Source organism: Ruminobacter amylophilus, from assembly GCF_900115655.1.
Classification (GTDB): Bacteria; Pseudomonadota; Gammaproteobacteria; order Enterobacterales; family Succinivibrionaceae; genus Ruminobacter; species Ruminobacter amylophilus.
In genome coordinates this window covers 1-24,446 of record NZ_FOXF01000038.1, presented here as the reverse complement: position 1 = coordinate 24,446, position 24,446 = coordinate 1, and the positions used below count along the sequence as shown (strand labels likewise).

General features: G+C 45.0%; 20 protein-coding genes, 1 tRNA gene, 1 pseudogene and 1 riboswitch. Of the genes and pseudogenes, 9 read left to right on the top strand and 13 right to left on the bottom strand.

The features are described 5' to 3' along the window. Positions 1-235 (bottom strand): hypothetical protein (locus tag BMY80_RS08920; protein ID WP_425441300.1); only part of this gene is annotated, 235 nt, incomplete at its 3' end. A gap of 426 nt (positions 236-661) precedes the next feature. Here BMY80_RS08920 and BMY80_RS12255 point away from each other — a divergent pair. Next, positions 662-799, top strand: a complete 138-nt coding sequence (locus BMY80_RS12255; protein WP_177178549.1) for a hypothetical protein — start codon at positions 662-664, stop codon at positions 797-799. Between the two features lie 84 nt (positions 800-883). On the opposite strand, the gene BMY80_RS08915 is transcribed toward BMY80_RS12255, so the two are convergent. From BMY80_RS08915 to BMY80_RS08905, 3 genes are all read right to left on the bottom strand, one after another. Beyond that, a complete protein-coding gene (locus BMY80_RS08915) occupies positions 884-2,500 on the bottom strand; it encodes a DHH family phosphoesterase (RefSeq protein WP_093142930.1) in 1,617 nt (538 codons plus the stop codon). Between the two features lie 195 nt (positions 2,501-2,695). Continuing rightward, positions 2,696-4,024, bottom strand: a complete 1,329-nt coding sequence (argA, locus tag BMY80_RS08910) for an amino-acid N-acetyltransferase (RefSeq protein WP_031578294.1) — start codon at positions 4,022-4,024, stop codon at positions 2,696-2,698. A gap of 143 nt (positions 4,025-4,167) precedes the next feature. Then, positions 4,168-4,494, bottom strand: a complete 327-nt coding sequence (locus BMY80_RS08905; RefSeq protein WP_093142927.1) for a MaoP family protein — start codon at positions 4,492-4,494, stop codon at positions 4,168-4,170. Positions 4,495-5,366: 872 nt separating this feature from the next. Between BMY80_RS08905 and glnS the strand changes: the two genes are divergently transcribed. The 6 genes from glnS (at position 5,367) to BMY80_RS08875 (ending at position 13,285) form a co-directional block, all read left to right on the top strand. Then, positions 5,367-7,034, top strand: coding sequence for a glutamine--tRNA ligase (glnS, locus tag BMY80_RS08900; RefSeq protein ID WP_093142925.1), 1,668 nt, complete (start codon positions 5,367-5,369; stop codon positions 7,032-7,034). Positions 7,035-7,070: 36 nt separating this feature from the next. After that, positions 7,071-7,538 (top strand): hypothetical protein, encoded by a 468-nt coding sequence (locus BMY80_RS08895; RefSeq protein ID WP_031578297.1) that lies wholly within the window; start codon positions 7,071-7,073, stop codon positions 7,536-7,538. Positions 7,539-7,676: 138 nt separating this feature from the next. Further along, positions 7,677-8,099: a hypothetical protein gene (locus BMY80_RS08890; RefSeq protein WP_093142922.1), complete on the top strand. Its 423-nt coding sequence runs from the start codon at positions 7,677-7,679 to the stop codon at positions 8,097-8,099. 243 nt (positions 8,100-8,342) lie between these two features. Next, on the top strand, positions 8,343-9,443 hold the full coding sequence (gene bamC / locus BMY80_RS08885; RefSeq protein ID WP_218140349.1) for an outer membrane protein assembly factor BamC: 1,101 nt from the start codon (positions 8,343-8,345) through the stop codon (positions 9,441-9,443). Between the two features lie 108 nt (positions 9,444-9,551). Beyond that, positions 9,552-9,627, top strand: a tRNA-Thr gene (locus BMY80_RS08880). 178 nt (positions 9,628-9,805) lie between these two features. Then, positions 9,806-13,285 (top strand): MFS transporter, encoded by a 3,480-nt coding sequence (locus tag BMY80_RS08875; RefSeq protein ID WP_093142917.1) that lies wholly within the window; start codon positions 9,806-9,808, stop codon positions 13,283-13,285. A 119-nt stretch (positions 13,286-13,404) separates the two neighbouring features. Here BMY80_RS08875 and BMY80_RS08870 read toward each other — a convergent pair whose 3' ends face one another. The 7 genes from BMY80_RS08870 to lpxK form a co-directional block, all read right to left on the bottom strand. Then, positions 13,405-13,986 carry a flavodoxin family protein gene (locus tag BMY80_RS08870; protein WP_031578301.1) on the bottom strand — a complete coding sequence of 194 codons (582 nt, stop codon included), beginning with the start codon at positions 13,984-13,986 and terminating at the stop codon, positions 13,405-13,407. Between the two features lie 208 nt (positions 13,987-14,194). Continuing rightward, positions 14,195-15,571, bottom strand: coding sequence for a lysine-sensitive aspartokinase 3 (lysC, locus tag BMY80_RS08865; protein WP_031578302.1), 1,377 nt, complete (start codon positions 15,569-15,571; stop codon positions 14,195-14,197). Positions 15,572-15,639: 68 nt separating this feature from the next. Beyond that, a riboswitch (Lysine riboswitch) is annotated at positions 15,640-15,811 on the bottom strand. A 286-nt stretch (positions 15,812-16,097) separates the two neighbouring features. Further along, complete coding sequence (locus BMY80_RS08860; RefSeq protein ID WP_093142914.1) at positions 16,098-16,496, bottom strand: hypothetical protein; 399 nt, start codon at positions 16,494-16,496, stop codon at positions 16,098-16,100. A 452-nt stretch (positions 16,497-16,948) separates the two neighbouring features. Beyond that, the gene (locus tag BMY80_RS08850; protein WP_031578304.1) at positions 16,949-17,347 is read right to left on the bottom strand and encodes a hypothetical protein; all 399 of its coding nucleotides are present in this window, start codon (positions 17,345-17,347) and stop codon (positions 16,949-16,951) included. Positions 17,348-17,805: 458 nt separating this feature from the next. Further along, entirely contained in the window at positions 17,806-18,570 is a 765-nt protein-coding gene (locus BMY80_RS08845; RefSeq protein ID WP_093142909.1) for a Bax inhibitor-1/YccA family membrane protein, read from the bottom strand. Positions 18,571-18,660: 90 nt separating this feature from the next. Further along, positions 18,661-19,416, bottom strand: coding sequence for a 3-deoxy-manno-octulosonate cytidylyltransferase (gene kdsB / locus BMY80_RS08840; protein WP_031578306.1), 756 nt, complete (start codon positions 19,414-19,416; stop codon positions 18,661-18,663). A gap of 41 nt (positions 19,417-19,457) precedes the next feature. Further along, on the bottom strand, positions 19,458-20,459 hold the full coding sequence (gene lpxK / locus BMY80_RS08835) for a tetraacyldisaccharide 4'-kinase (protein ID WP_093142907.1): 1,002 nt from the start codon (positions 20,457-20,459) through the stop codon (positions 19,458-19,460). A gap of 312 nt (positions 20,460-20,771) precedes the next feature. Between lpxK and fnr the strand changes: the two genes are divergently transcribed. Both fnr and uspE read left to right on the top strand, forming a co-directional pair. Beyond that, positions 20,772-21,500, top strand: a complete 729-nt coding sequence (gene fnr / locus BMY80_RS08830; protein ID WP_037318424.1) for a fumarate/nitrate reduction transcriptional regulator Fnr — start codon at positions 20,772-20,774, stop codon at positions 21,498-21,500. 195 nt (positions 21,501-21,695) lie between these two features. Beyond that, on the top strand, positions 21,696-22,616 hold the full coding sequence (gene uspE / locus BMY80_RS08825) for a universal stress protein UspE (protein WP_093142904.1): 921 nt from the start codon (positions 21,696-21,698) through the stop codon (positions 22,614-22,616). A 291-nt stretch (positions 22,617-22,907) separates the two neighbouring features. Here uspE and BMY80_RS08820 read toward each other — a convergent pair whose 3' ends face one another. Together BMY80_RS08820 and BMY80_RS08810 are read right to left on the bottom strand one after the other, a co-directional pair. Next, a complete protein-coding gene (locus tag BMY80_RS08820) occupies positions 22,908-23,525 on the bottom strand; it encodes a hypothetical protein (protein WP_093142901.1) in 618 nt (205 codons plus the stop codon). Between the two features lie 578 nt (positions 23,526-24,103). Then, a pseudogene (locus BMY80_RS08810) lies at positions 24,104-24,445 on the bottom strand (transposase); the annotation flags it as partial. Position 24,446 lies beyond the last annotated feature (1 nt).

The following is a 24,446-nucleotide window of genomic DNA, read 5'->3' as shown; positions in this document are numbered from 1 at the left end:
ATTCTCTGCAGGGAACATAACCAAGGCAACCGGCTTCGTAACCACATACAATATCGATGTCTTTTCTCTGTGATTTCAGATTGTTGATATACTTTTCGGTGTTTTTTATTAAGTCTTCTTTAAACTGCACCTGACCGAATATCTTATCCTCGGTCATGCCGTAACCCGGTTCAAAAGAGCACAAAGTAAAGTTAGAAGAGTGGACATCCATTCCAATATATATTATCTTATTCATAACGACCTTCATTTAATGTTTGCGGTAAATCCGTATCTGTTTACAAACATCTACAGTTTACACGGTAAATCCACGTTTTTACATTCTTTCGTGGAGGTCGTTTCATATTGTCTGTTGCTTTAAATTAATTCATGAAATAATTCTGAACCGATACTTATAAACTTTAACATTCTGTCCCGCCTCAAAGCCAGACATGACACATGCGTAAATATTTCTTATGAAGCACAGTCTGGTACATCCGTAAAACAAACACAGTGAAATACCGTTATACTTTAACGAAAACTAAATTGAGAAAGATAAAAATGAAAACACTGCACAGCTGTATATTTAAAGTGACTTTACCTTCAAAATAATTTATTTCCCTTAAAACTCCACTGTTTTTAAGGCATGTACTTTGGTGTACATTTTCTTAATGGAGTAGATTTTATGAATAATGCAGATCCAACAGTTCTTTGGAAAGAAAAAAAAGAAGAACTGAAAAGAGAAGGAATCAAAAATCCCGTCATCGACAGGATGATTGATTCTTATTTTAAATATCTCAAGTTTCCACTTGAATATCAGTGAACAAACCTTAATCCATGCGGTTTTATCCAGTAAAATATGCAACGCACCGGTATTTCTTATCTGACTGTTTTTCGGCACAATTATCTATCTGACCGTCTTCTTGTACACGGCTCTGAATCTGCCGGGATCCGAGATGGTTATTTCTGAAGGATTCTTTTCATTGATAATCAGATAATCACTGATGTTACCGAATCTGAAGTCAGAACTTGCCCATTTGGAATCAACCAGCTTGACAGGACGGCCGAGTCTTTCAATAGGCACCACCCACACATACTGAGGCTGTCTGAAGGTACAGCAGTGAAGCTTATCCTTGAGATAAAACTTTCTGCCACTCTGATCTATAACTATTCTAGGCTCATCATATTTGGAGAACTCAACCATGTTCAGCGGACCGGCACAGTCACAGTAACGCTGGCTGAATTCCTTGCGGGGTACGGTAACCACGTCACCGCGTCCGTTTACCATTATGTACAGATCCGGACTGACCTTTTCCCTGACGTCACCGAATCTGCTGCGGATAAGCAGATGTCTGCCCTCTTCAGCGATTTCCGTACTGCATACGTATCCCATCACGTATTCCGTTTCCTCATACCTTTCGGCATAAGGCAGCAGCTCGTTCAGATCGTAGTTATCGGAGTAGATGATCTTGGCGGCAGATGAATATTCCTCAAAAACCTGATACAGGTAATCATTGAATGTAAAATCAGAACCTGTTTCCTCAAGGTATCTGGCAAACAGTTCAACGCTTACCCTGCCGCCTGCTTTCAGACGGTGACCGCCACCGCCGCCTATACGGACAGAATTCACTCTCGGAGCCACAATCAGCTCCGCCAGTTCATTGGCTCTCACCTCGCCGACACAGGTTCTTACGGAAAACTTGTAGATCTCTGAATGTTCCGGATCATAGTCACTGCCGCTGAGTCTGTTGAATACTATGGCAGTGGTTATGTTCTCCACTCTTATCATCATATCCGCAATCATTCCCAGAACATTGGGATCACACTGTACGGACTCGATAACCGCGAGTCTTCCTCTGGAATCGTAGTTCTGCAGTGAGGCTCCGGCCTGTCTGAGCTCCTCGGGACTTAAGTTTGAATTTTTGAGAAGAGTAAAGATGCGGTCATCAAAAACCAGTTCATCACGGGCTTCACGATCCGCAGGATGTCTTACTTCCGAAAACTCGTTGGTATCCATGTAGAGGCCATAGTAAAGCGCCGTAGAGGTCTGAAGACTCATGCTGTAGTTTGACTTCTGGAACAGCTGATAGACCACGGAGGCACAGCTTCCGTACTGTTCCTTGATGCAGGAGAAGCATCTGATGTCGGAGCCTGTAATCTTTTCAATATTCTCGCCCTGTCTGTGGTGGTCAATCATCAGAACCTCGTCAGCTTCAATATGTTCGATATTGGAGCTGTAGTACTGACAGTCCACTGTTATCAGCAGACCATCAGCCCTGAAGTCATCGGCAACATGTTCAATCGGTATGTGCAGTCTGTCCACAAACATGCACAGATTGCTTTTTGAAATAACGTGTGAACCGCCGTAAACCAGGCGGGTATCAATTCCGTGATCAGTAAAATACCTCCACAGCGCGAAACCGGCGCCTATGGTATCGGCATCCGGGAAGTTATGACACTGGATGGTTATTTTTTTACGAGACAGAAACTGAGTCAGTGAATCAATTATCTTTATCGTGGCCATTGCAGAATTTTTTCTTATTGTTTATCTCAGACATATCCTATGCGTGTATGGTACTACATAAGTCTAATATAATCCTTGAAATCCATTTCATATTTAGGTTAACACCAGGTTATTTTTCAAAAAAAATGGTGAGATTCCTGTCGGAATCCACCACTTTTCCTGATAACGGCAGTAAATGCCGTCATTCCCCTGAAATCAGTCCTTAATCTGTCTGAACAGAATCTTGGACATACGCTGATAGTTGTAATGTTCTCTCTTCTTTGCAGGAAGATCTTCAATTGTTCCAGGTACGAAGCCCTTTTCAAGGAAGAAATGAGCAGACTTGGTTGTGAGAACGAACAGCTGCTTGAGTCCCTTGCTGCGGGCAAGTTCCTCAATCTTGTTGATGAGGATGTCGCCTCTTGAAGAACCTCTGTAGTCAGGATGAATGGCCACGCATGCCAGTTCGCCCATCTTTTCCTCATAGCTGTAGAGAGCGGCGGAGGCTATAACCATGCCGTCACGCTTGATTACGACATAGTTTTCGATTTCCATTTCCAGCTGTTCACGAGGTCTGTGAACAAGAATGCCTTCCTGTTCCAGAGGTCTGATGAGTTCCATCAGAGAAGGAATATCATTGATGGTTGCCTGACTTACCTGTTCGGCACTCTGCTTAACGATCTGGGTACCGATACCGTCTCTGGTGAAGAGTTCCTGAATGATGGCGCCGTCCTGTTCATGGGAAACCAGATGACATCTTTCCACCCCGCCGTTACAGCTGTAGATGGATGCCTTGAGATATCTGTAGGTACTGTTGTGAACATCCGCATCGATCTGTTCCAGATACTTCTGAGCTTCATCAGGGAACATTTCCGCGATAACGTCACCCTTTTCATTAACCAGAAGCTCGTCGTTTGAACAGAAGGTAATGAGCTTGTTGGCCTTGATGGCAACGGCCACCTTGGCGGCAACCTCTTCACTGTTCACGCTGAAGCATTCACCGGTAACGGAATAGCCCACAGGTGAAATGAGAACGATTGAGTGATTGTTGATTTCACGTAGGATATTGTCGGCGTCAACACGTCTGATGATACCGCTGTGCATATAGTCGATGCCGTCAACAACACCGATTGGTCTGCTGGTTACGAAGTTGCCGCTGATTACATTCAGACGGCTCCCCTGCATCGGGGTGTTGATAAGGCCCATTGAAAGCTTGGAGGTCAGATCAATCTGCATCTGTCCGCATACTCTCTTGATTACCTCAAAGGTTTCGTCGTCGGCGATACGTATGCGCTTGTAGAATTTGGCTTTAATCTGATTTTTATCGAGAGCGGCATCAATCTGTTCCCTGGCTCCGAAAACCAGAACAAGTTTGATATCAAGGCTCTGCAGGAGAGCGATATCACCGATGATGTCTTCAAGGTGAGAACTTGCCACGGTAGCCCCGGGAATCATTATTACGAATGTAGAACCGCGATGATGCTTTAAATACGGGCCACAGTGTCTGAAAGCCTGAACAAGTTTTTCGTCAGAATTACGATGCATTTACTGTTTCTCTATATGTTATATATCAGAAAAAAAACAAACCGGTACCAGATATGATACGTCCCGCGACCTGTCTAACAGGTTTCGGCGGACTCTATACCTGTTGTATACCGGAGTGCCAACGAAAAAATAAAATCTTGAAATTAATCAATTGATTCTTCGGATGAATCATAACCGTCATCATCAGTGCTGGTGGTAAGGTTATGAGACTTCTTAGGGCTGATTTCGTAAAGATACTTCTTAAATACCTTGGCATTTAAATCAGTAATAACTGCTTCACCCTTAATCTGTTCAACGAAAGTCTTTTCAGCAGCATCCTTTGGCTTGCGAACGCCCTGATAAAGTTCCATCATGGCATCACCGCATTCTTCCAGAAGATCAGATTCCTTGATTGAAAAAAGACCGCTGCGACGGATTCCGCGAGGGAAATGAACGAAATCATTAAAAGACTTATCTGATTCAAAACTCATAGTATTACTCTCTATCTATCTTACTAAGGTTTTCATGTTATCTTTAAATACAACAAATAACAGGAACTTATGCGGGCTTTTCAACCCAAAACACTAATTTCAGAACACTTACGAAGTAGTCGTAATCCTTCTTCAATGTCATGGCCGTAATTATAGTATCTATCGGGTTGAGTTTCAAGTAAACCGCACATGCCGGTAAAGGTTCGGAGCATGCCGTCCGACGCAGGCGCGCCGCTCTGATTTGCGGCTGATGCAAAAGCCCTGTACGGAGCCTTGAAAAGACACGGAAATCTCTCCGATTCACGGTATTTTTCGTTTCTTCAGAAAACTCCCGGCATGCGGGATGTCCCGAAGACGCGCACTCGGTTTGCCGACATGAACCATAAAAGATAAACTTTTTTTTGCTTATAGGCTTGCATGTATCATATAATTAGCTTTTAATCGGTTCGGAAGTGCATTATATTCCCTGAAGCAGCGGCTGAAAGGACATTTATGAACCGTACCGCGATCAGCGGTTATTTTTTAGCAGTTCGAAAACAGCTGATTTTCCGGAAGAAATCAGTTAGGTTTCGTTTTTTCTGTTTTTTCGGGAAAACCGGACTTCTAAAAAATATTTTGTAATGGAACGCGTTACTGCCCTGACGTATTTCAGGCATTTATGAAATCAAAGTCTGATTACTGTCATGACAGCATTGATTCGGATACCGCACCATGTGTATAGTGGTGACGGATCAGCCCGAATTGAAAGCCCGGCACCGGAGAGTGCGGCAGAATACGACGGATCGCTTCCGCAGGATGACGGTCCGGAAACAGAAGAATTTTACTGACGTTAAGTAACAAGACTAAAAAAGGTATTACCCTAGAGGTTAGGTATGACAGAAGAGGCAATCCATACTTCAAACTTTATTACTCAGATTATTGATGAAGATTTGGCAGCAAAGAAATATGACACCATCGTTACCAGATTCCCGCCGGAACCGAACGGATATCTGCACATCGGTCATGCCAAATCAATTTGCTTAAACTTTGGCATTGCCCGTGATTACAACGGCTTATGCAACCTCCGCTTTGACGATACCAATCCGTCAAAGGAAGAAGTTGAATACGTCGACTCAATCAAGAAAGACGTTAACTGGCTCGGTTTCAAGTGGAACGGCGAACCTAAGTATTCATCAAACTATTTCGACAAGCTCTACGGCTATGCCATCGAACTCATTCAGAAGGGCCTCGCCTACGTTGACGAACTCAGCCCTGATGAAATAAGGGAATACAGAGGAACCCTTACCGCTCCAGGCAGAAACAGTCCGTACAGAGACAGAACCGTTGAAGAAAACCTGGCTCTCTTCGAAAAGATGAAGAACGGTGAATTCGAGGAAGGAAAGGCATGTCTCCGCGCCAAGATTGACATGGCCTCATCATTCATCTGCATGAGAGACCCTGTAATCTACCGTATCAAGTTCGCTTCTCACCATCAGACCGGTGACAAGTGGTGCATCTACCCTATGTACGACTTCACCCACTGTATTTCAGACGCGCTCGAAGGCATTACCCACTCCATCTGTACCCTGGAATTCCAGGACAACCGCCGTCTCTACGACTGGGTTCTCGAACACATCACCATTGAACATCACCCTCATCAGTACGAATTCAGCCGTCTGAATCTGGAATACGCCATCACCTCAAAGAGAAAACTGAACACTCTGGTCAAGGAACAGATTGTTGACGGATGGGACGATCCTCGCATGACCACCATTTCCGGTCTGCGCAGAAGAGGCTACACTCCTGCCTCAATCAGAGAATTCTGCCGTCGCATCGGCGTTACCAAGCAGGACAACACCGTTGAATTTTCAGCACTTGAATCATGCATCAGAGAAGACCTGAACGAACACGCTCAGCGTCGCATGGCCGTGCTCAATCCGCTCAAGCTTGTTATCGACAACTATCCTGAAGGACAGGTTGAAGAGCTTGATGCCCAGAACCATCCGTTAAAGCCTGAACTCGGTTCAAGAAAGGTTCCGTTCACCCGTGAACTCTTCATCGAAGCCGAAGACTTCAGAAAGGAAGGCAACAAGAAGTTCAAGCGCCTGTCACTTGATAAGGAAGTTCGTTTACGTTACGGCTACATCATCAAGGCTGAAAGCTGTGAGGAAGATGAAAACGGCAACGTGACCTGCGTACACTGCACCTACATTCCTGAATCACTCGGTCAGGATGTTGAAGGCCACAAGCCTAAGGGAGTAATCCACTGGGTAAGCGCAACCCACGGCAAGACCGCCGAAATCAGACTTTATGAACGTCTGTTCAAGGTTCCTAATCCGGGGGCCGCTGAAGACTTCCTGTCAACCATCAATGAAAACTCACTCAGAATCATTGAAAAGGCCTACATCGAACCTGCCCTGCAGGAAGCAGAGGCCATGGAAGCTTTCCAGTTTGAAAGAACAGGCTACTTCTGCGTGGACAGCAGATACTCCACCGCGGACAAGAAAGTATTTAACCTTACCGTGGCTCTGAAGGAAGACTCCCAGAAGGCCACCGCGTAACCAACCGTTTTAATTTATTTAAAAAAAGAGGATTTTATGAGCAACGAAGAATTATACGATACTGAAGTCTCAGCCCAGGACTTCGCCAGCGAAGATAATACTTCCAACGAATTTGAAGTTGATTTAAGTCGCCGCTCACCTAAAGGAGACGTGTTCATTCAGGTTTATCCGCGTACACGTCATTGGCTCAGGGTTGGTGTGCGTCCGGAAGGTATCATCAACGAAAACAAGGAAGAAGGCGTTTTCTCATTCGTTAAGAGAATGAAGGATCCTGACTACGATCCAGCCGAAGGTACCAGATACATCACCTTCAGATGTAATATTGTGCTCGGTGAACTGGAAATTGAAATGAGCTTCACCCACATTGAAGTTTCATACCAGAACGAAAACGGTGAAATCGGTCCGGGCTCTCAGGTTTACGAAGGCGACGAAGAATGCGATGCCATCAAGTCAGTATTTGACAAGGTTATCGACAACCTCGCCGCATACCTCAGCAAGCAGTAAGGCTGAAAATCAGCCGCCATTGTGACCTGGTTTTTGTTTTTTTGGTATCGTTAAGAGTAAAATTGGAAGATACTGGAATAATTATCAACCAACCGTAAATGACGGTTGAATTCATAAATCTATTTAGCGAGGAATATTATGAACTTTTTCAGTAAATCAGTTCTCGGCTCAGTTATTGTAGCTGCCGGAATGGCTCTATCATCTTCCGCTCTTGCCTACAATTCAGATGTAGAATCACTGTTAAACGACAGCAAGCTTGATTCTTTACAGAAGAAGGCTCTTGCCCAGTACGCCGACAGTCTTGAAACCATTCTTAACACTGATACCCAGAACAGAGAACAGGTTATTGCAACCAACAAGCAGTTCATGGGTGCTCAGCAGTGTCTGGCTCAGGTTTATTCACGTGACCAGAAACCTCACATGATGCGCGTAAGCAGAAAGATCTACGAAGCCACTTTCAGCAACGATGACTTAACCAGAAAGTATCATGAATTTCTCGGTCAGGCTCAGCAGGAAGGCGACATTGCTTTACCTGATGATGCCAACGCCTGTCGCAGATAATACTTCTGTATGATTCAGGATACGGTGAAGTCCCCGGGGACTTCACCGTATTTTTTTATCCGCTGAAATCCCCCGGCGCCCGATTCCTTTCACCTCCTGCTCTCTTTTACGAAGTCTCTCACTTGTAAAAATTCAGTGAATCTAGTACGATAACATCTGTTTTTATTTTTGGAATTCATTACAGAAAAACCGAGATCGGCAGTGAACAGAACATTATTCAGCATTCTCAACGGATGCAGCATTTTGATACTAGCAGCCCTCTGCGGCTGTACATCAGGCAAGGTTAACAAAGATGTAAGAACCGCCAACAACAGCTTCAAATATCTGGATACGATTGATACCTCCGAACCGCTGAGGATACCGGCCGAGCTGACTCATCCGAATTTTTCAAGGGAATTCGACATTCCCGCAAAGCCGATAAAGGACTCCCGTGCGGCCATACTGGGCAAATACGTGGACATCCGTCCGCCTCAGAAGCTCATTCCGCTGGATCCTAATGTCGTAACATTCAACGACGGCGACCTGTCACAGGTCTGGTTCTATCCTGACGAATACGGCAACACCATGACACCGAACGAGCTGTTCAATGTTCTGGTCAGATTCCTGAACATGAACAACATCGATATCGAAAACATCGATCCCGTAAGTAATTTCGTTCAGACAGACTGGTATGAAGGTACCGAGTTCGCCACCCCGTACAACACTTATGACATGGCGGAAAACGCCCTTATCTACAGACAGAAGTATCTGTTCCGCATGATAAGAAACAGCCGCAACATTCCGGGCGTGGCCGTACAGATTACCGACAACATCATCGAACGTCCGGACGGCGAGGAACTCAGCACCGGTCTCAACCGTTTTGAACCTGCAAGATTCTCAGCCCTGATGGCCAACAGACTCATGCAGTCATACCATCAGCAGCAGCTTAACATCCACGCCAACAAAGACAGGGATCTGGAAATCACCATCGGCCGTGACAACAACGAGCTTCCGTGCTGGATGGTCAATGCTCCGTTTGATGAAACCTATGCCGTACTCACCGAGCTGATGGTGGATTACGACATCAAGATCAAGGAATACTCATCAACCGCCGGTGAAATAAAAATCGACTACTCCGAACTGGATCCTGAAGACTGGGAAGCTCACGATACCGAACCGTGGGCCATCGATTCAGGCAAATACACCTTCAAGATCGGTGTATATGATGAAAAATCAACCATTACTCTCTACGACAAGAACAATCAGCCGGTAAATGCCGGAGCCGTAGCCAGAATGTACAGCGGTTTTTCCATCTCTCTTAACAATCAGTTCATAAAACATAGAAAAACTAGTAATCACAAGTAATTTTTTGTGGTAAAATGCGCCCATTCTGAAATACGGATGGGCTGCTGACGACTGACGCCGTCATCCTCACCTGAAAAATTCCGTCTGCGGAATTTCTTTTCTCAAAGTGCCACTTTAGCTCAGCTGGTAGAGCAATTGTTTCGTAAACAATAGGTCGCAGGTTCGAACCCCGTAAGTGGCACCACTTTCCTCTCTCATTCCTTCCTCTGACAGTATCGTTTTTACATTTTTTTAACCTTATATGAACTAAAGCTGAATGTAAATGTCATATGTGTATTAGAAAAATTAAAATAAACTGATCAAGATTATAATAAAAACATTTAATTAAGCAGCATTAAACTGCATGTTAGGTTGTGTATATTATGGATAATTCAGTAAAACTCACTTCAAACAAGTCATTTCTATCGTTTTTTTCGGTAAAATTACTCGGAGCTTTCAACGATTCATTTATTCAGGCTGGCTTTCTTGCGTTTGTAACCTATGCCCTGCTGAATACTCCTGAACATTCACAGACTCTGGTATACCTTGCCTCCGGTCTGTTCATGATTCCGGTATTTCTGTTCTCCGCACTTGCAGGTGAACTGTCAGACAAATACGACAAGGCCAAACTTCTCCGCAATCTTAAGATATTTGAAATATGCATCGCCGTCATCATTGCCGTTTCATATTTCAATTCATCTGAAGCCGGCATGCTCCTCGGCATGTTCCTTACCGGTGTGGAAGCTTCATTCTTCACCCCGATAAGACTCAGTATCGTGCCGTTCATTACCGGAAAGGATAAGCTGATAACCGCGAATTCCGCCCTGGAATCCGGTTCATACATCACCAAGTTTGCGGGAACCATTGCCGGTATCATTGCGGGTGCCTCAATCAACGTCTACTTCCCTGTGATTCTGATTCTACTGTCATCTTTAGGCTTCATTGCCGCCAAGAACATTGCATCTCAGGAACCTGCTGACGCCAGTACCGTTGTCCACAAGATGTTCATTCAGTCAACCTGGAGCAACCTGAAGTATGCCCGTCACTCAAAGCAGGTATATCTTTCACTGCTGGGACTTGCCGGTGCATGGTGCGTAACCGTTACCTTCATGATTCAGCTCAGTCAGATTGCCAACAACATCTTCGTTAACGGTCTGGGCAAGGAAATTCTCAGTCCGCTCTTTCTGGGACCGTTCTGCCTCGGTATCGGTGCCGGCGCAGCCGTAGCCTCAAAGGTATACAAAGAGGAATCAATCAATGCCTTCCTGCCAGTCAGTGCGGTAATAGAAGCCATTCTGATGATTTACTTCACCTTCGTGCTGTTCTTCCAGTCTCCGCTGGAATACGGTTCTGACAAGATTGACACCTTCGATCAGGGAGTTGATTTCGTAACCTCATACCTGTCATCATTCAGCGGCATCAACATGCTGGTTACCATCTTCCTCATCACCTTCTTCGCAGCCATGTTCATTGTTCCGGTCACCTCCTATCTTCAGGAAAAGTCTCCTGATGAAATACGTACCAGAATCATGTCTGCCAACAACATCACCGCGGCTCTGTTCAGTGTAATCAGCTCCGTAATCGGCATTGCCTGCACCGCAGTGTTCGGAGCCCAGAACGGTCTGTCCCTGATGTCTGCCATCATCGCCTTCGTATGTCTCGTCGGCGCCCTGCTTACCGTGGGCATTCTGCCTGTACCGATGGTCAGAGCAGCCGTAAGAAAGGTTCTCGAAATTGTTTACCACGCAAGATGTGAAGGTCTGGAAAACTTCAAATCAAGAGAAGGCAAAAGAACCCTCATCATTGCAAACCACACCTCATTCCTTGACGGTGTGCTGCTGTGGACCTACCTGCATGACAACATCTCATATGCGGTGGATACCGGCATCGCCAGCAGGTGGTATTTCAAGCCTCTGCTTTCTATGGCCAAGTACTACCCTATCGACAGTACCAATCCTATGGCCATCAGAAGTCTTATCAAGGAAATAGACAACGGCAACATTCCTGCCATTTTCCCTGAAGGACGCATCACCACCACCGGTACCCTGATGAAGATATATTCAGGTACCGCCGTAATCGCCGACAAGGCTGATGCCGAAATTCTGCCGGTAATCATTGAAGGCAGCCAGTACTCCTCATTCTCATATTTCGGCAGCAAGTTCCGTCACAAGCCGCGTTCACGCATTCTGGTGAAGGTTATGCCTGCCATCAGATTCTCAGTTCCCGAACAGTATACAGGCAAGGCCAGAGCCCAGAAGGCTTCAGATCTGATGTACAACCTCATGGCACGCATGAAGGTTGAAGCCAGCATCATGACCAACAATACCCTTTTCGGTTCATTCATTGACACCTGTAAAACCCTCAGCACCTCCAAGAAGATTCTTGAAGACCACAACCGCAAACCGATTACCTCAAAGAGTCTGTTTGTAAAATCCATGGCCCTCGGCTCCTACTTCAAAAACAGTGAAAACGAGAACTACGTGGGTCTTCTGCTGCCGAACTCCGCAGCCGGCGTGGTAACCTTCATGGCACTCCAGGCCTGCGGCAAGATTCCTTGCATGCTCAACTTCTCCACCGGTGCCAAGAATCTTGTGGCCTGCTGTGGTGCTGTTCCTCTCAGAGTTGTCTACACCTCCAGAACCTTTATTGAAAAAGGCGGCTTCTCAGCTCTTACCGATGCTCTTGCCGAAAGCGGCATCACCGTTAAGTACCTTGAAGATCTGCAGGGAAAAATCAGTACCTTCACCAAGGTATCCGCACTCTTCTCTCTCCTGAAACCGTACAGATCATATCAGAAGCTCTGCGGAGGTCAGAAGAACTCCGACGCGCCTGCAGTCATCCTCTTCACCTCAGGTTCCGAAGGTCTGCCTAAGGGCGTGGTACTCAGCCACCGCAATATTGAAACCAATATTGTTCAGCTGCAGGCTGTGCTTCCGTTCAGCATGCTGGATTCCGTATTCAACTCCATGCCGATGTTCCACTCCTTCGGTCTGACCGCCGGTACCCTGCTGCCGCTGATTACCGGCATGAAGGTATTCATGTATCCGTCACCTCTGCATTACAAGAACGTGCCTTTACTGGTGTACGATACAAACTCCACTGCTATTTTCGGTACCGATACCTTCTTAAGGGGATATGCTGAATATGCTCACCCTTATGACATGTATGCCGTAAGATTCGTGGTATCAGGCGGTGAAAAGCTTAAGGAGGAAACCGTCAACCTGTGGAACGACAAGTTCGGTATCCGCATCCTTGAAGGTTACGGTGCCACCGAAACCGCTCCGGTTATTTCGGTTAACACCAACATGCACTACAAGCGCAATACCGCAGGCTGCCCGCTTCCTGGTATTGAAACCAGACTTGAACCTATTCCGGGAATCAGCGAAGGCGGCCGTTTATGGGTAAGAGGCGACAACGTAATGATGGGTTACCTCAGAGCCGACAATCCGGGGGTAATAGATCCTCCTGCAGACAAGTGGTATGACACCGGCGATATCGCCACCATTGATGAAAACAACTTCATCCACATTCAGGGCAGAGCCAAGAGATTTGCCAAGATTGCAGGTGAAATGGTATCACTTACCCAGGTGGAAACCGCCCTTAACAAGATGTACCCTGACAATCCTCTGGCAGTGGTTTCAGTACCGGACGCCAAGAAGGGTGAACAGCTGATGCTCTTTATCGCCGGAGGCGAAGCCAGCCGTTCTGAAATCAAGGAATACTTCAAGTCACAGGGAATCAGTGAACTGGCCATACCTAAGTATATCCAGGTTGTTGAAAGCATTCCTCTTAACGGTACCGGCAAGATTGATTATCTGAAGGTTAAGAGCGAAGCCCTGAAGCTCATCGGAGAAGAGGCCTAACACCGCACCTCTCCGTGATCTTAAGAGAACAATCCCCCCGCACATACTACTACATGCGGGGGGGTTGTTTTTCATTACCTAAAAAAGGCACCGGAATTTAAAAGATGTTCCGGCAGGTCTTATCTGATGAAGCTGGTATGAATCTTTTCCACATCCTGAGGCTGCTTGACACCGGCCTTCTTACCTGCGGCAATGCTCTTGATAAGCCATGACATGTTGGAGGCAAGAATCTGCATAATCTGAACGCCTTCCTCATCCCTGAACACATCTTCAGGTAAAGAGCCGTGTACCATGTTCCAGTAGTTTGAGGATACTATCGGCATCTGATTGAACTGGAAATACTTGTTGATAACATCAAGGGTGGCACTGGTGCCTGCTCTTCTGGCAGAGGTTATGGCTGCGGCAGGCTTGAAGCGCAGATCGGCTCCGGCAGCTCCCCACAGGCGGTCAAGAAGTGCGATAACCTCTCCTGTCGGAGAAGCATAGTATACAGGAGAACCAATCACCAGACCGTCAGCAGTCTTCACGGCCTCGGCAATTTCCTTAACCAGATCGTTAATTTCCCCCTTCACGGCTCTGGTGCCCACGAAAAAGATTTCGGTATCAATGCCTTCAGCCTTAAAAACCTTGGACATTTCTGTAAGTGCGGTATATGTACAGCCGTGTTCACGTCTGCTGCCGTTAATCATTACAACTTTCATAATTCTCTCCTGATGTCAGTGACGCCCGGCCCTGATATCTTAAGCCGGAATATATTCATGCCTGATTACAATAACACAATTGAATGACGGATGCATTCACGGAAAATCACAATTTATGAATAAAAAAAACGGATGTCACATCTTGATGACGGACATCCGTTCATGATTCACGGATACCGGATAACTCCGGCATCTTTAAAACAGGCTGTTACTTGATAGAGGTTGGATTTCCTTCAAGAAGCTTGTGGTGTAACTGAGCAATAGCCTTTGGAGCCTGATCTTCGTTTACGAGGAAGCAGAGGTTATGAGTGCTTGCGCCGTAGCAGATCATACGGATATTCACATCACAGATTGATGAGAATACTGCAGCACCGGTACCGCTTACCTGGCTCATGCCGTTACCGATTAAGGCAACGAGTGATAAACCTTCATCAATGCGAACACGGCAGAATGACTTGAGTTCCTGAAGAAGCTGTTCACTTAATACAGACTTACCGTTAGACTGGCTGCCGGTATAGTCGATGGTTAAGGCAACGCTTACTTCTGAAGTGGTGATCAGGTCAACTGAAATACCGTACTTGGCGAAGATGCTGAAGATGTTGGCCAGGAAACCGCAGGCGCCGATCATGTTAGGGCTCTGGAGGGTTAATAAAATCTGGTTCTTTCTTAAAGCAACTGCTCTGAAGGTTGGCTTTGAATTGGTTTCCTTGCGAACCCAGGTACCGCCCTTTTCAGGTTCCTTTGAAGAGCCTACGAATACAGGGATGTTCTTGCGTACTGCAGGGAAAATGGTAGCAGGGTGAAGAACCTTGGCACCGAAAGTTGCCATTTCGGCAGCTTCTGAGAAGGTGATTTCTGGAATTGCGTGAGCTTCAGGAACAAGACGAGGATCGGTAGTGTAGATACCTGGAACGTCAGTCCAGATTTCGATTGCTGCGCAGCCCGGAATTGCTTCACCGAGAAGTGCGGCACTGTAGTCTGAACCGCCGCGGCCTAAAGTGGTGGTCTGACCGATAGCGTTTGAACCGATAAAGCCCTGAGTTACAACGATGTAGTCATCGAGTAACGGAGCGAGCTGTTCCTTGGCGCCGTTGGCGATTACTTCGATGATAGGAGCAGCCTTACCGAAGTGACTGTCAGTTCTCATTACGGTACGAACGTCAAACCACTTGGCCTTGTAGCCTAAGCTGTTTAACACTTCAGTGAACAGCTTGGTTGACATGATTTCACCGAATGAAACGATTCTGTCGGTAAGAGCATCGTCATGTTCGATAATGGCGTGGTTGGCCAGTTCTCTGATTTCATGAAGAAGCTTTTCAATTTCAGCGGTAATGGCTTCAGGACGACCTAAATCATCAAGAATGGAATTTTCGATAGCACAGAGCTTTTCCATACGCTGCTCAATGCTTGCCTGATCAAGAGAACCAGATGCCAGTTCAACAAGCAGATTGGTAACACCGGCGCTTGCACTTAATACAACAAGCTTGGTATTAGGATTATTGGTTACGATCTTTGCACAATTGCACATTGCCTGGTAGTTAGCAACACTGGTACCACCGAACTTGGCAACACAAACTTGGTTCATATGAACTCCTTAAAATAAAAATTGGTTTGAGTTACCTAAGGGAAAGTTTGATAAAGGCGGGGGAATAATCCGCCAGAAGCACTTCACCTTAAGTGTGACAGCCTGAAGGATTCAGCCTCCATAGCCGACAGTTAAATTAATGCTGTTTTTAACTGCCTCGGCTCTTCATTCCCTTTCCCGAATGCATTTTAAGCATGTTAGCTAAACGGGATACCTAAGAAGAGCGCCTCTTCTGGTTGATTCCGAAGAATTGTGAGTGAATTTACATTTTTTTATACACATTGTCAAATGGTTTTTCAGGTATTTTGCCGTTTTTTTCACCAGCACTGATTAATGCCGGCCCTACGGAGTAAAACGGGTATTTTTTCTGTAATGAAAAGGAATAAAAAGCCTTTGAGAACTGCGGGCGTAAAGGATATTACGGACAGAGATGAAAAAACCGGCGTCCGGTATGGCCGGACACCGGCATCCCTGCGGTCTGCGTTTTCACGAAACAGGGATTCACGATTTCGGATCAACCGGGAAATTATTCTTCGTCGCTGAGGATCCAGGTAGTGAAGGCGGTAACGTCTTCATCGGTAACCTTATCGTTTGCGTAGAATACAACAATGTTGCCTTCACTTGCGATTACGGCGAATTCGAGGTTTTCACCGTTAACATTACAGCCTGAAACATTTGCGAAGGTTTCATCACCTTCTACAGTTCCCTTACAGCCGAGCTGCTGAGCACTTGCGGCAACGATATCCTTTGCGGTAGCACCTTCATCGTTGGCATGAGCCATGATACTGAATTTAGCACCGGTTTCACCATTTACGAATACTCTCTGATTGTCAGCACCTGTTTCAGCTTCCTGATAGCCGGCAGGAATACCTGCAAAAGCTACTGATGAGAGTAATAAGGCGCATGCTGCGATAAATTTTTTCATAATAACTCCTAAAACGCCTTTTACGTGTCTATCTGATTATAAGCGGCGGACACGTGCAGGCTTTAAATACAGTAAATTTTCATATGTCAGCAATTATCCCGGGGATTAAATCATCTGACGAGGTAGCAATATATTCTTTTTCTTTAAAATGTCTATCAATACCGGCATTTCCACGGCTTTTATCCTGCAGATTTTTCAAAAAATTTGAACTGGACAACATCTGTAACATTATCACTATTCACGTTTTTTTGCCTCAGGTTACCGCGGACAGCTGGATTTCTCCGCGTTTTTATGCATATTCTGCGGTCTTTCAACCTTCATGCCGCAAGGATTTTCAGGAAAATAACGGACACTCCGATAAGACGTAAAAAACCGGTGTCGTCAGACACCGGCTTCTTTACGGTTTACGTTTTCACGAAACCCCGTTTCTCAATTCCAGATCAACCGGGAAATTATTCTTCGTCGCTGAGGATCCAGGTAGTGAAAGCGGTAACTTCGTCCTGAGTAACCTTATCGTTTGCGTAGAATACAACCATCTTGCCGTCGCCAACGATTACAGCGTAGTCAAGGGTCTGACCGTTTACATCACAAGCAGATGCACCAGCGAAGGTTTCGTCGCCTTCTACTTCACCCTTACAACCGAGTTCCTGAGCACCGGCAGCAGCGATATCCTTTGCAGTAGCACCTTCTTCGTTAGCCTGAACCATGATGCTGAAAGCTGCACCGGTTTCACCGTTTACGAATACTCTCTGATTGTCAGCACCTGATTCAACTTCCTGATAGCCAGCTGGAATACCTGCAAAAGCTACTGATGAGAGTAATAAGGCACATGCTGCGATAAACTTTTTCATAATAACTCCTAAAACACCTTTCACGCGTTACCATAATCATAAGCAACTGACGTATTCAGGCTTTAAATACAGTAAATTTCAAAATGTCAGTAATTATCCCAAAGATTAAATCTTCTGACGAGACAAAAATATATTATTTTCCATAGAATTGTCTATTTATTTCGGCAATAATATGAATTTTATTTATCAGTTTTTTCATAAAATTTGACATAGGCAACATCTAAAACGTTTCCACAACCCACGATTTTTATATTTTATCAACATTTTTCTTCAATAAATAAACAGACCTCTCGTTTTCAGCGCATGTATCATTATTCTTTCCAACCGGCATACAGGCAGTTCCGATTTTATCTTCATACGACAGCTTCACAAATAAAAACCCCGGCAGGTTTGTTCAACTTACCGGGGTCCTGGCAGAACGCCATTTTCTCAACAGGATATCCTATCAGCGCATACTCTTAGTCATCACCGTTAAGTAAGGTGGAGATCTTAACAAGGAGCTTAAGGATTTCAATGTATACCCATACCACGCTTGCAAGGAAGCCCATGCCCCATACCCATTCGTAGCGCTTGTCTGCGTTGCCGTCTAGATTGTATACCTCATCGAAATCAATCATCAGATAGAAGCAGCCGATGGCAAGAGAAACGATGTTGATTGCAAAACCCAGCAGTGAAACATCGGTAATTGAGGTGAAGTTATCTCCCCAGAAACCGAGAATGAAGTTGGCAAGATAGGTAACAAACAGGGCAAAACCCATGGTAATCACGATACTTTTTAACTTTTCGGTTACCTTGAAAAATCCTGAGGTATAACCGGCAAAGATGATACCTGCAATTGAAACGGTACCGATCAGGGCATAAATACTCAATCCCTTTCCGAATCTGCTGTCCACATATGAACTGAATGAACCGAGCAGTACACCTTCACACACTGCGTATACGGGACCGCACACCATGGCGATGCCTGGAACTATCAGACCTGCGAAATATGCAGCCATACTGCCTATCAGGGCTCCAATCATTACAACAGCAGAAAGGGAAGAACCTGAAGCCAGCTGAGCATAGGTAACGATTACTGAAAGCAGACACAGTCCAAGCATGATACCGGCTTTTGAACATGCCCCTTTAACCGCAAAAACGCCGGTATTTTCAAGAGCATGCTCTCTTGAAGCCTTCAAAATTCTTTCACTGCTTGACAGTGGATTTGATGAAGAAAATGCCATCTTTATAATTCCTTTAACAAAAAAATTACATAACTCAACAAAATGTTATGTATATGCTATTTATACATACATTTATATAAAAATTCAATATCAAAGATACTTTTCGGAAAATATTTCCCTGACCTTTTCAAGATCCTCAGCGGTATCCACCCCGACCTGAGGATCAGAAAGCGCGTAATCCACCGCGATTTTATAACCGTAATACATTACCCTGAGCTGTTCCAGAGACTCAATGGATTCAAGTGCGCACGGAGCCATCTTCACATACTCCTTGATGAATCCCGCCCTGTAGGCATAGATCCCTAGATGTCTGGCATGACCGTCCTTTGCCTCCATGTTGCCTGCCCTGAAATTGTCTCTTTCATACGGAATCGGAGCACGGCTGAAGTAGATGGCTTCATGACGGTGATTGAAAATAACCTTCACGCAGTTCGGATTAAACACCTCCTCGCCTTCAATCGGAACGCACAGAGTTGACATCGGAGCCTCGGAACTGTCCAGAAGTTCAGCAACCTGACGGATGTTTTCCGGAGGAATCAGCGGTTCGTCACCCTGTACGTTGACCACGATTTCATCATCCTTGAGAGCAAGCTTCTCAACCACTTCGGAAAGACGTTCAGTTCCGGAGTTATGATCCTTTGAGGTCATGCATACATCAGCACCGCAGTCCCTGCAGGCTTCTTCTATACGGCTGTCGTCTGTTGCCACGACCACGCGGTCGGCTCCGGCCTGAAGAGCCTGTTCCACGACTCTCACAATCATCGGTCTGCCGCAGATATCCATTAAAGGTTTTCCCGGAAGTCTTGATGAGGCATATCTTGCCGGAATAATCACAGTAAATTTCATGTCATTCTCCACTTTTATACATGACGTCTTGTAAACAAATTCTATCTGTCTGAGGAACCTTTTCCTTCAGATACCTTTCTGATTTTGGACAGGAGTTCGGTGAAAAAATTCTCCGGCAGTTCAGCCGACACCGGAACATAATAGGAATTGACTAGTCCCTGTCCGGCATACTTGACGTAATCCTTTTCCGTCATTACCAGGGGATACTCCTTCTCGGCTTTTAAAAGTTCATTTATGTCAGCCCTTTCGTGATCGCCGATTTCCACCTTCTTCATGATTCGGTAGCCGAGTTTTTCCAGGGTGGCATAAAAGCGATCCGGACTGCCTATACCCGCAAGAACCGTGATTTCCGCCTTTTCCGGCAGCTGCTTTGCGGTTCCGTCCAAGGGAACCACTCCGTCAACACTGAGAGTCATGGAGATTTCCCCGTTTTCCGGCACTCCGCCGTTGTTTATCAGAAAATCCGCGGTCTTAAGCCTCCACTCTCCTTCCCTTAACGGTCCGGCAGGAAACAGATGACCGTTTCCGGTTCTGCGGATACCGTCCATGACGATGATTTCCACATCCCTCTGTAGTGCATAATGCTGCAGACCGTCATCGGTAATCACCACGTCACAGTCCTTTTCCGCAAGGGCAACGGCACGACTGCGAACAGGATCGATAATCATCCTGGCGCCGGTTCTCTTCATAATCAGCTTCGGTTCATCACCTGAGCATGAGGCCGGACTTTCTGCCGTAACCTCGTATGGATATACCGGCGGATGAGCCTTGTATCCCCTGCTTACCACGGCGACCCTGTAACCCTGCTTCTGCAGAAAATCAGCAATGGCCACCACTACCGGAGTCTTGCCGTTGCCGCCTACCATGATGTTACCCACCACGACAACGGGAATACTGCTGCGATAGCTCCCGGCTATTCCCCTGCGGTACAGAAATCTTCTCACACAGGTTACCGCCGCGTACAGTCCGGAAAACGGAAGCAGGCAGTATTTCCACCCGGAATTGCCAAACCATATACCTTTTACCCAGCTCTCCAAGCTCATTGCGGCAGACCTCTCTGTTATCCATTATGACGAAATAAAACAGGCTCTTTTTCTTTTTGCATTATTCAATATATTTCTGTTTTTGTACAGACGGAATGTTTCATTCCTCCTGTTCCGGCAGACATGATTTTCAGCAGTACTTCTCATGCCGAGTCCGTGAAATTCCGAATAACTCATGCGGAATAATCACACCCTGCCGGAAAAACGTCACACTTTATCATATAATCATAAAAAATAATTTGAGACATTGCCGTATTTAGCCTATGATTGTCTGACTGTTTTATGATGATTCAGATATATAGGGTACAGACCATGACTTCACGACCAAAGCTAATCAAATCGCCGAGTGATTTTTCATGTGCCTCCTGTCTGGTAAACTCTCTGTGTCTTTCCACGGGCAGTTTTGATCATCAGACCTTTACCGCCATCGACGGCATCATAGAACGCAAGAAGAATTATCAGAAGGCCTCAATCATCTATAAGGCCGGCGATGAACTCAAGAATCTGTACGCCATCAGATCCGGCGGAGTAAAAATCTACTCCATAAACGAACACGGCGAAGAACAGATAACCAGTTTCCACATGCCGGGAGATCTCATCGGTTTTGATGCCATTGCCGATAACAGACATCTTTCCTTTGCCCAGACTCTGGAGACGTCAAACATCTGTGAAATTCCCTTTGAACAGCTCATGAGACTTGCCAGCAGATATCCGGCACTTAACGTAAGACTCTTAAAGCTCATCAGTGCGGAAATTTCCGTAAAAAAGAATCTGATGATGATGATTTCCAAACAGACGGCTGAACAGCGTCTTGCCACCTTCATCGTACATCTGTCAGACAATCTCAAAAGAAGAAATCTCTCCGGCAACGAAATCAAACTGCCGATGACCCGCTATGAAATCGGCAATTACATCTCCCTTACCGTTGAAACCATCAGCCGCCTGCTGTCAAAATTCCAGCAGAAGCAGATTATTTCCGTAAAAGGGAAGTACATCACCATCATCAATCATGAAAAGCTCAGGGAAATAGTTGAGTCTTAGGACATTTAACTCCGACTCCGTTTCCGGTGCCGTCTGCTTTTACCCGACCACGCTTTTTTTTAGTCATAGTACACACTTTTAAAAAAGATCCTGTCTGCGAATATCAATATATAGATTGAATTCAAAAACTTTACTCAAAAATTTGTCTAAAATTTAAATAAGGATGTATCTACTATCCGTTTACAAGGAGGACGTATGAGAAAGTACAAACATATCCTCGCAGTTGTGGAACCTGGTAACGAACATCAGTCCGCACTCACCAGAGCGCTGGAAATATCCAGTTTGGCTCCCGACACCCGAATCACCGTCATGATTGCCATGTATGACTTTTCAACAGAGCTTACTTCCGTTCTTGACGTGCAGACTCAGCTTGATCTGAAAAACAGGCTGATGGCAACTCATGAACAGATGATTGAAGAGACCATGAGCAGACTTAACGCCAAAAACGCCGACCTTGAATGCAAGGTTGTATGGCAGCGCAACGTCACCAGGGCAATTGTGGACGAAATCAATTCAAGTGACTACGACCTTCTGATAAAGGACGTGGACGACCACGAAATAACAAAAGAGCTGCTGTTCACAACTCTCGACTGGAAACTCCTGCGATATTCCCCTATTCCGGTAATCATCACCAAGGAACACAAGTGGGAAAGCGGAGCCAATATTCTGGTTGCCGTCAATTTTGATGATCAGGATGAACACGAACAGCGTCTCATGAATCTGAGACTTCTGCGTCATGCTCAGCAGCTGGCTACCATTATCAAGGGCAACATTCATCTGATCAATGCCGCCGAACCTATTTCACCGTCAACTCTTGTTGAAATTCCGGGATTCTCTCCGGATCTGTATACCGAAGCCGTTTACAATCATAACCACAATAAATTAACCGCCTTTGCCCGTAAGCACAGAATTCCGCAGGAATGCTGTCATATCTGCGTGGGACAGGCTGATGACGTAATTCATCACAAGGTAAGAGAACTGAACGCCACCGCGCTTCTTATCGGCAGTTCCGCCAGAAAGGGACTTGCGGGAACCGTTGTGGGAAATGTCTGTGAACAGATCACCGACGAGGTTGACTGTGACATTATGGTAATCAGCAAAAACATTTTAAAATAGCGCAAAAAGTCTGATGTGCAAGTGTTTTTTATTTTTTAAAAATACCCAATTAATACCCACATCAGACTTCGTCTGCATGCAAGCACACTTGTGTCGTAATCACAGATAGATATTGTCTACTTTTTTCTGTATTCTCGTACGAAAATTGTTACTTACATACTCATTCTTTTGACACTCTAAAGCGTATCTCTTGTAGTAGAACTTTGAGACAACGTTCTGATATGCAGTGTCTGTCCACGGTTTGTCTGCTCCGATGAAATGAACCATCACAGGTGCTAACTGCGTATATCGTTAGTCTGTGAACATCAAATTGAAGTGTGCAGGTATCTCCCTGATTTCATCCACGAACCGCTGATTGATGAAGTCCTGCTCTGGACAATAAATGTCTTTAGAAAAGTCATGTAAAAAACTTTCATCTTCATCGAGCAGATTGTCGCTAACTGCCTTTGCCCCATAAACAACTAACCCTGTGTTGATGTACACAGGGTTACAGATGATTTCATTCAGCTTAAGGTTCGACATTTTGGTAGCAAATCCAACAACGGTAGCACCTATCTTTGCCATCGCACCTTGAACGAACTGTCCTATTCGTGTAGCAGTTCGCTCAACAACTCTATTCTGAAGATTTATCTGCTGCTCTTGTCTGGTTAGTACATTTGAAAGAATATTATTTGTTGCTACTGTATTGTTTCTGACACTTGTCATGGAAGCATTGAGCTGATTAAACTGAGCTGTAACTTGTGTATTATATTGGCTTACCTGACTGTACATGCCAGACATATCAACGTTGACATTATGTATTGTTTGATGAATTGTCTGAGAATAATTCGATATGTTTTTAGCCACCTGCTGAAATCCGTGGTTTATATTGTCAGCATTTACACCTATATTTACAAAAGAATCAGCCATAGCTAATCTCCATACAATAAAAAAGCCCGCCGAGGCGAGCTTTTAAACATAAATTTTAAACTAGTAGATTGACGTTACGCGAAACACTCTTCTGAACATTCGCCAAAACCATGCATACATATGTCTCGTCCAATACAGCCCAAGAAGAGAGAAATACATCAATGCATGAAATAAAACTATTGCAAATTCAAAATTGTCACTGATATTGTGCTTAGATTCGTCAATAAATATCATCCCATACAAGGAGGCAAGAGCAATACCTATCAATGTCCAAGTAGGAAAATCAATTAAAAAACGGACAATCTTTCGTACAAATAAATTATCCCCGGGAACTTCACGTCCACCACAACAAAGATATGAATAATCACTCATACATCACCTCAAAAAATCATTGCCCATCAATTAAATTATATATAAAAATTAAGGGGATTCAATAATTTTCGTCTTTCTTGGCGTTGGTCTGGTCATCAGCATCTTGAATTTTGCCTGCTCTGATTCACATTCTTCTGCCGTAAAGACACTATTATTACAAGCCTTTCGACGTTCCTCCGGGTGTTCCTGGTAATACTCTTCAAGACTTCAATCTCTGAAACATCCTTCTGATGCTTAGGTACTACGACAGGCTTGAAAGAACCATCTCTGTCTCTGGGAACGGATATTGAGGTTTCACCAAAGGAACCATGAATGGTCTTCTCGCCATAGCCGTTTCTGCGATTCTCGGTTTCTTTTGGTTCGGATGAACTCTTATCATAACCAAGATGTGCATCCATTTCGGCATTAAGCATCTTCTCAAAAATAGGTCCAAAGACGTCCTTTAAGGCTTCATTAACGTCCTTAGCATTTTGTACGTCATAATTATTGAGAATTAAATCTGCAATTTTTTCAGCAGCTGGATTTCGCTTAATATCTTTTTTTGCCATA

Bases quoted from the DNA above. Each gene is read 5' to 3' on its own strand.
- BMY80_RS08860 (WP_093142914.1), bottom strand. From the start codon at position 16,496: ATGAAAAAATTTATCGCAGCATGCGCCTTATTACTCTCATCAGTAGCT.
- argA (WP_031578294.1), bottom strand. From the start codon at position 4,024: ATGCATCGTAATTCTGACGAAAAACTTGTTCAGGCTTTCAGACACTGT.
- BMY80_RS08850 (WP_031578304.1), bottom strand. From the start codon at position 17,347: ATGAAAAAGTTTATCGCAGCATGTGCCTTATTACTCTCATCAGTAGCT.
- BMY80_RS08870 (WP_031578301.1), bottom strand. From the start codon at position 13,986: ATGAAAGTTGTAATGATTAACGGCAGCAGACGTGAACACGGCTGTACA.
- lpxK (WP_093142907.1), bottom strand. From the start codon at position 20,459: ATGAGCTTGGAGAGCTGGGTAAAAGGTATATGGTTTGGCAATTCCGGG.
- glnS (WP_093142925.1), top strand. From the start codon at position 5,367: ATGACAGAAGAGGCAATCCATACTTCAAACTTTATTACTCAGATTATT.
- kdsB (WP_031578306.1), bottom strand. From the start codon at position 19,416: ATGAAATTTACTGTGATTATTCCGGCAAGATATGCCTCATCAAGACTT.
- BMY80_RS08890 (WP_093142922.1), top strand. From the start codon at position 7,677: ATGAACTTTTTCAGTAAATCAGTTCTCGGCTCAGTTATTGTAGCTGCC.
- BMY80_RS08905 (WP_093142927.1), bottom strand. From the start codon at position 4,494: ATGAGTTTTGAATCAGATAAGTCTTTTAATGATTTCGTTCATTTCCCT.
- fnr (WP_037318424.1), top strand. From the start codon at position 20,772: ATGACTTCACGACCAAAGCTAATCAAATCGCCGAGTGATTTTTCATGT.
- BMY80_RS12255 (WP_177178549.1), top strand. From the start codon at position 662: ATGAATAATGCAGATCCAACAGTTCTTTGGAAAGAAAAAAAAGAAGAA.
- BMY80_RS08845 (WP_093142909.1), bottom strand. From the start codon at position 18,570: ATGGCATTTTCTTCATCAAATCCACTGTCAAGCAGTGAAAGAATTTTG.
- uspE (WP_093142904.1), top strand. From the start codon at position 21,696: ATGAGAAAGTACAAACATATCCTCGCAGTTGTGGAACCTGGTAACGAA.
- BMY80_RS08875 (WP_093142917.1), top strand. From the start codon at position 9,806: ATGGATAATTCAGTAAAACTCACTTCAAACAAGTCATTTCTATCGTTT.
- lysC (WP_031578302.1), bottom strand. From the start codon at position 15,571: ATGAACCAAGTTTGTGTTGCCAAGTTCGGTGGTACCAGTGTTGCTAAC.
- BMY80_RS08895 (WP_031578297.1), top strand. From the start codon at position 7,071: ATGAGCAACGAAGAATTATACGATACTGAAGTCTCAGCCCAGGACTTC.
- BMY80_RS08915 (WP_093142930.1), bottom strand. From the start codon at position 2,500: ATGGCCACGATAAAGATAATTGATTCACTGACTCAGTTTCTGTCTCGT.
- BMY80_RS08820 (WP_093142901.1), bottom strand. From the start codon at position 23,525: ATGGCTGATTCTTTTGTAAATATAGGTGTAAATGCTGACAATATAAAC.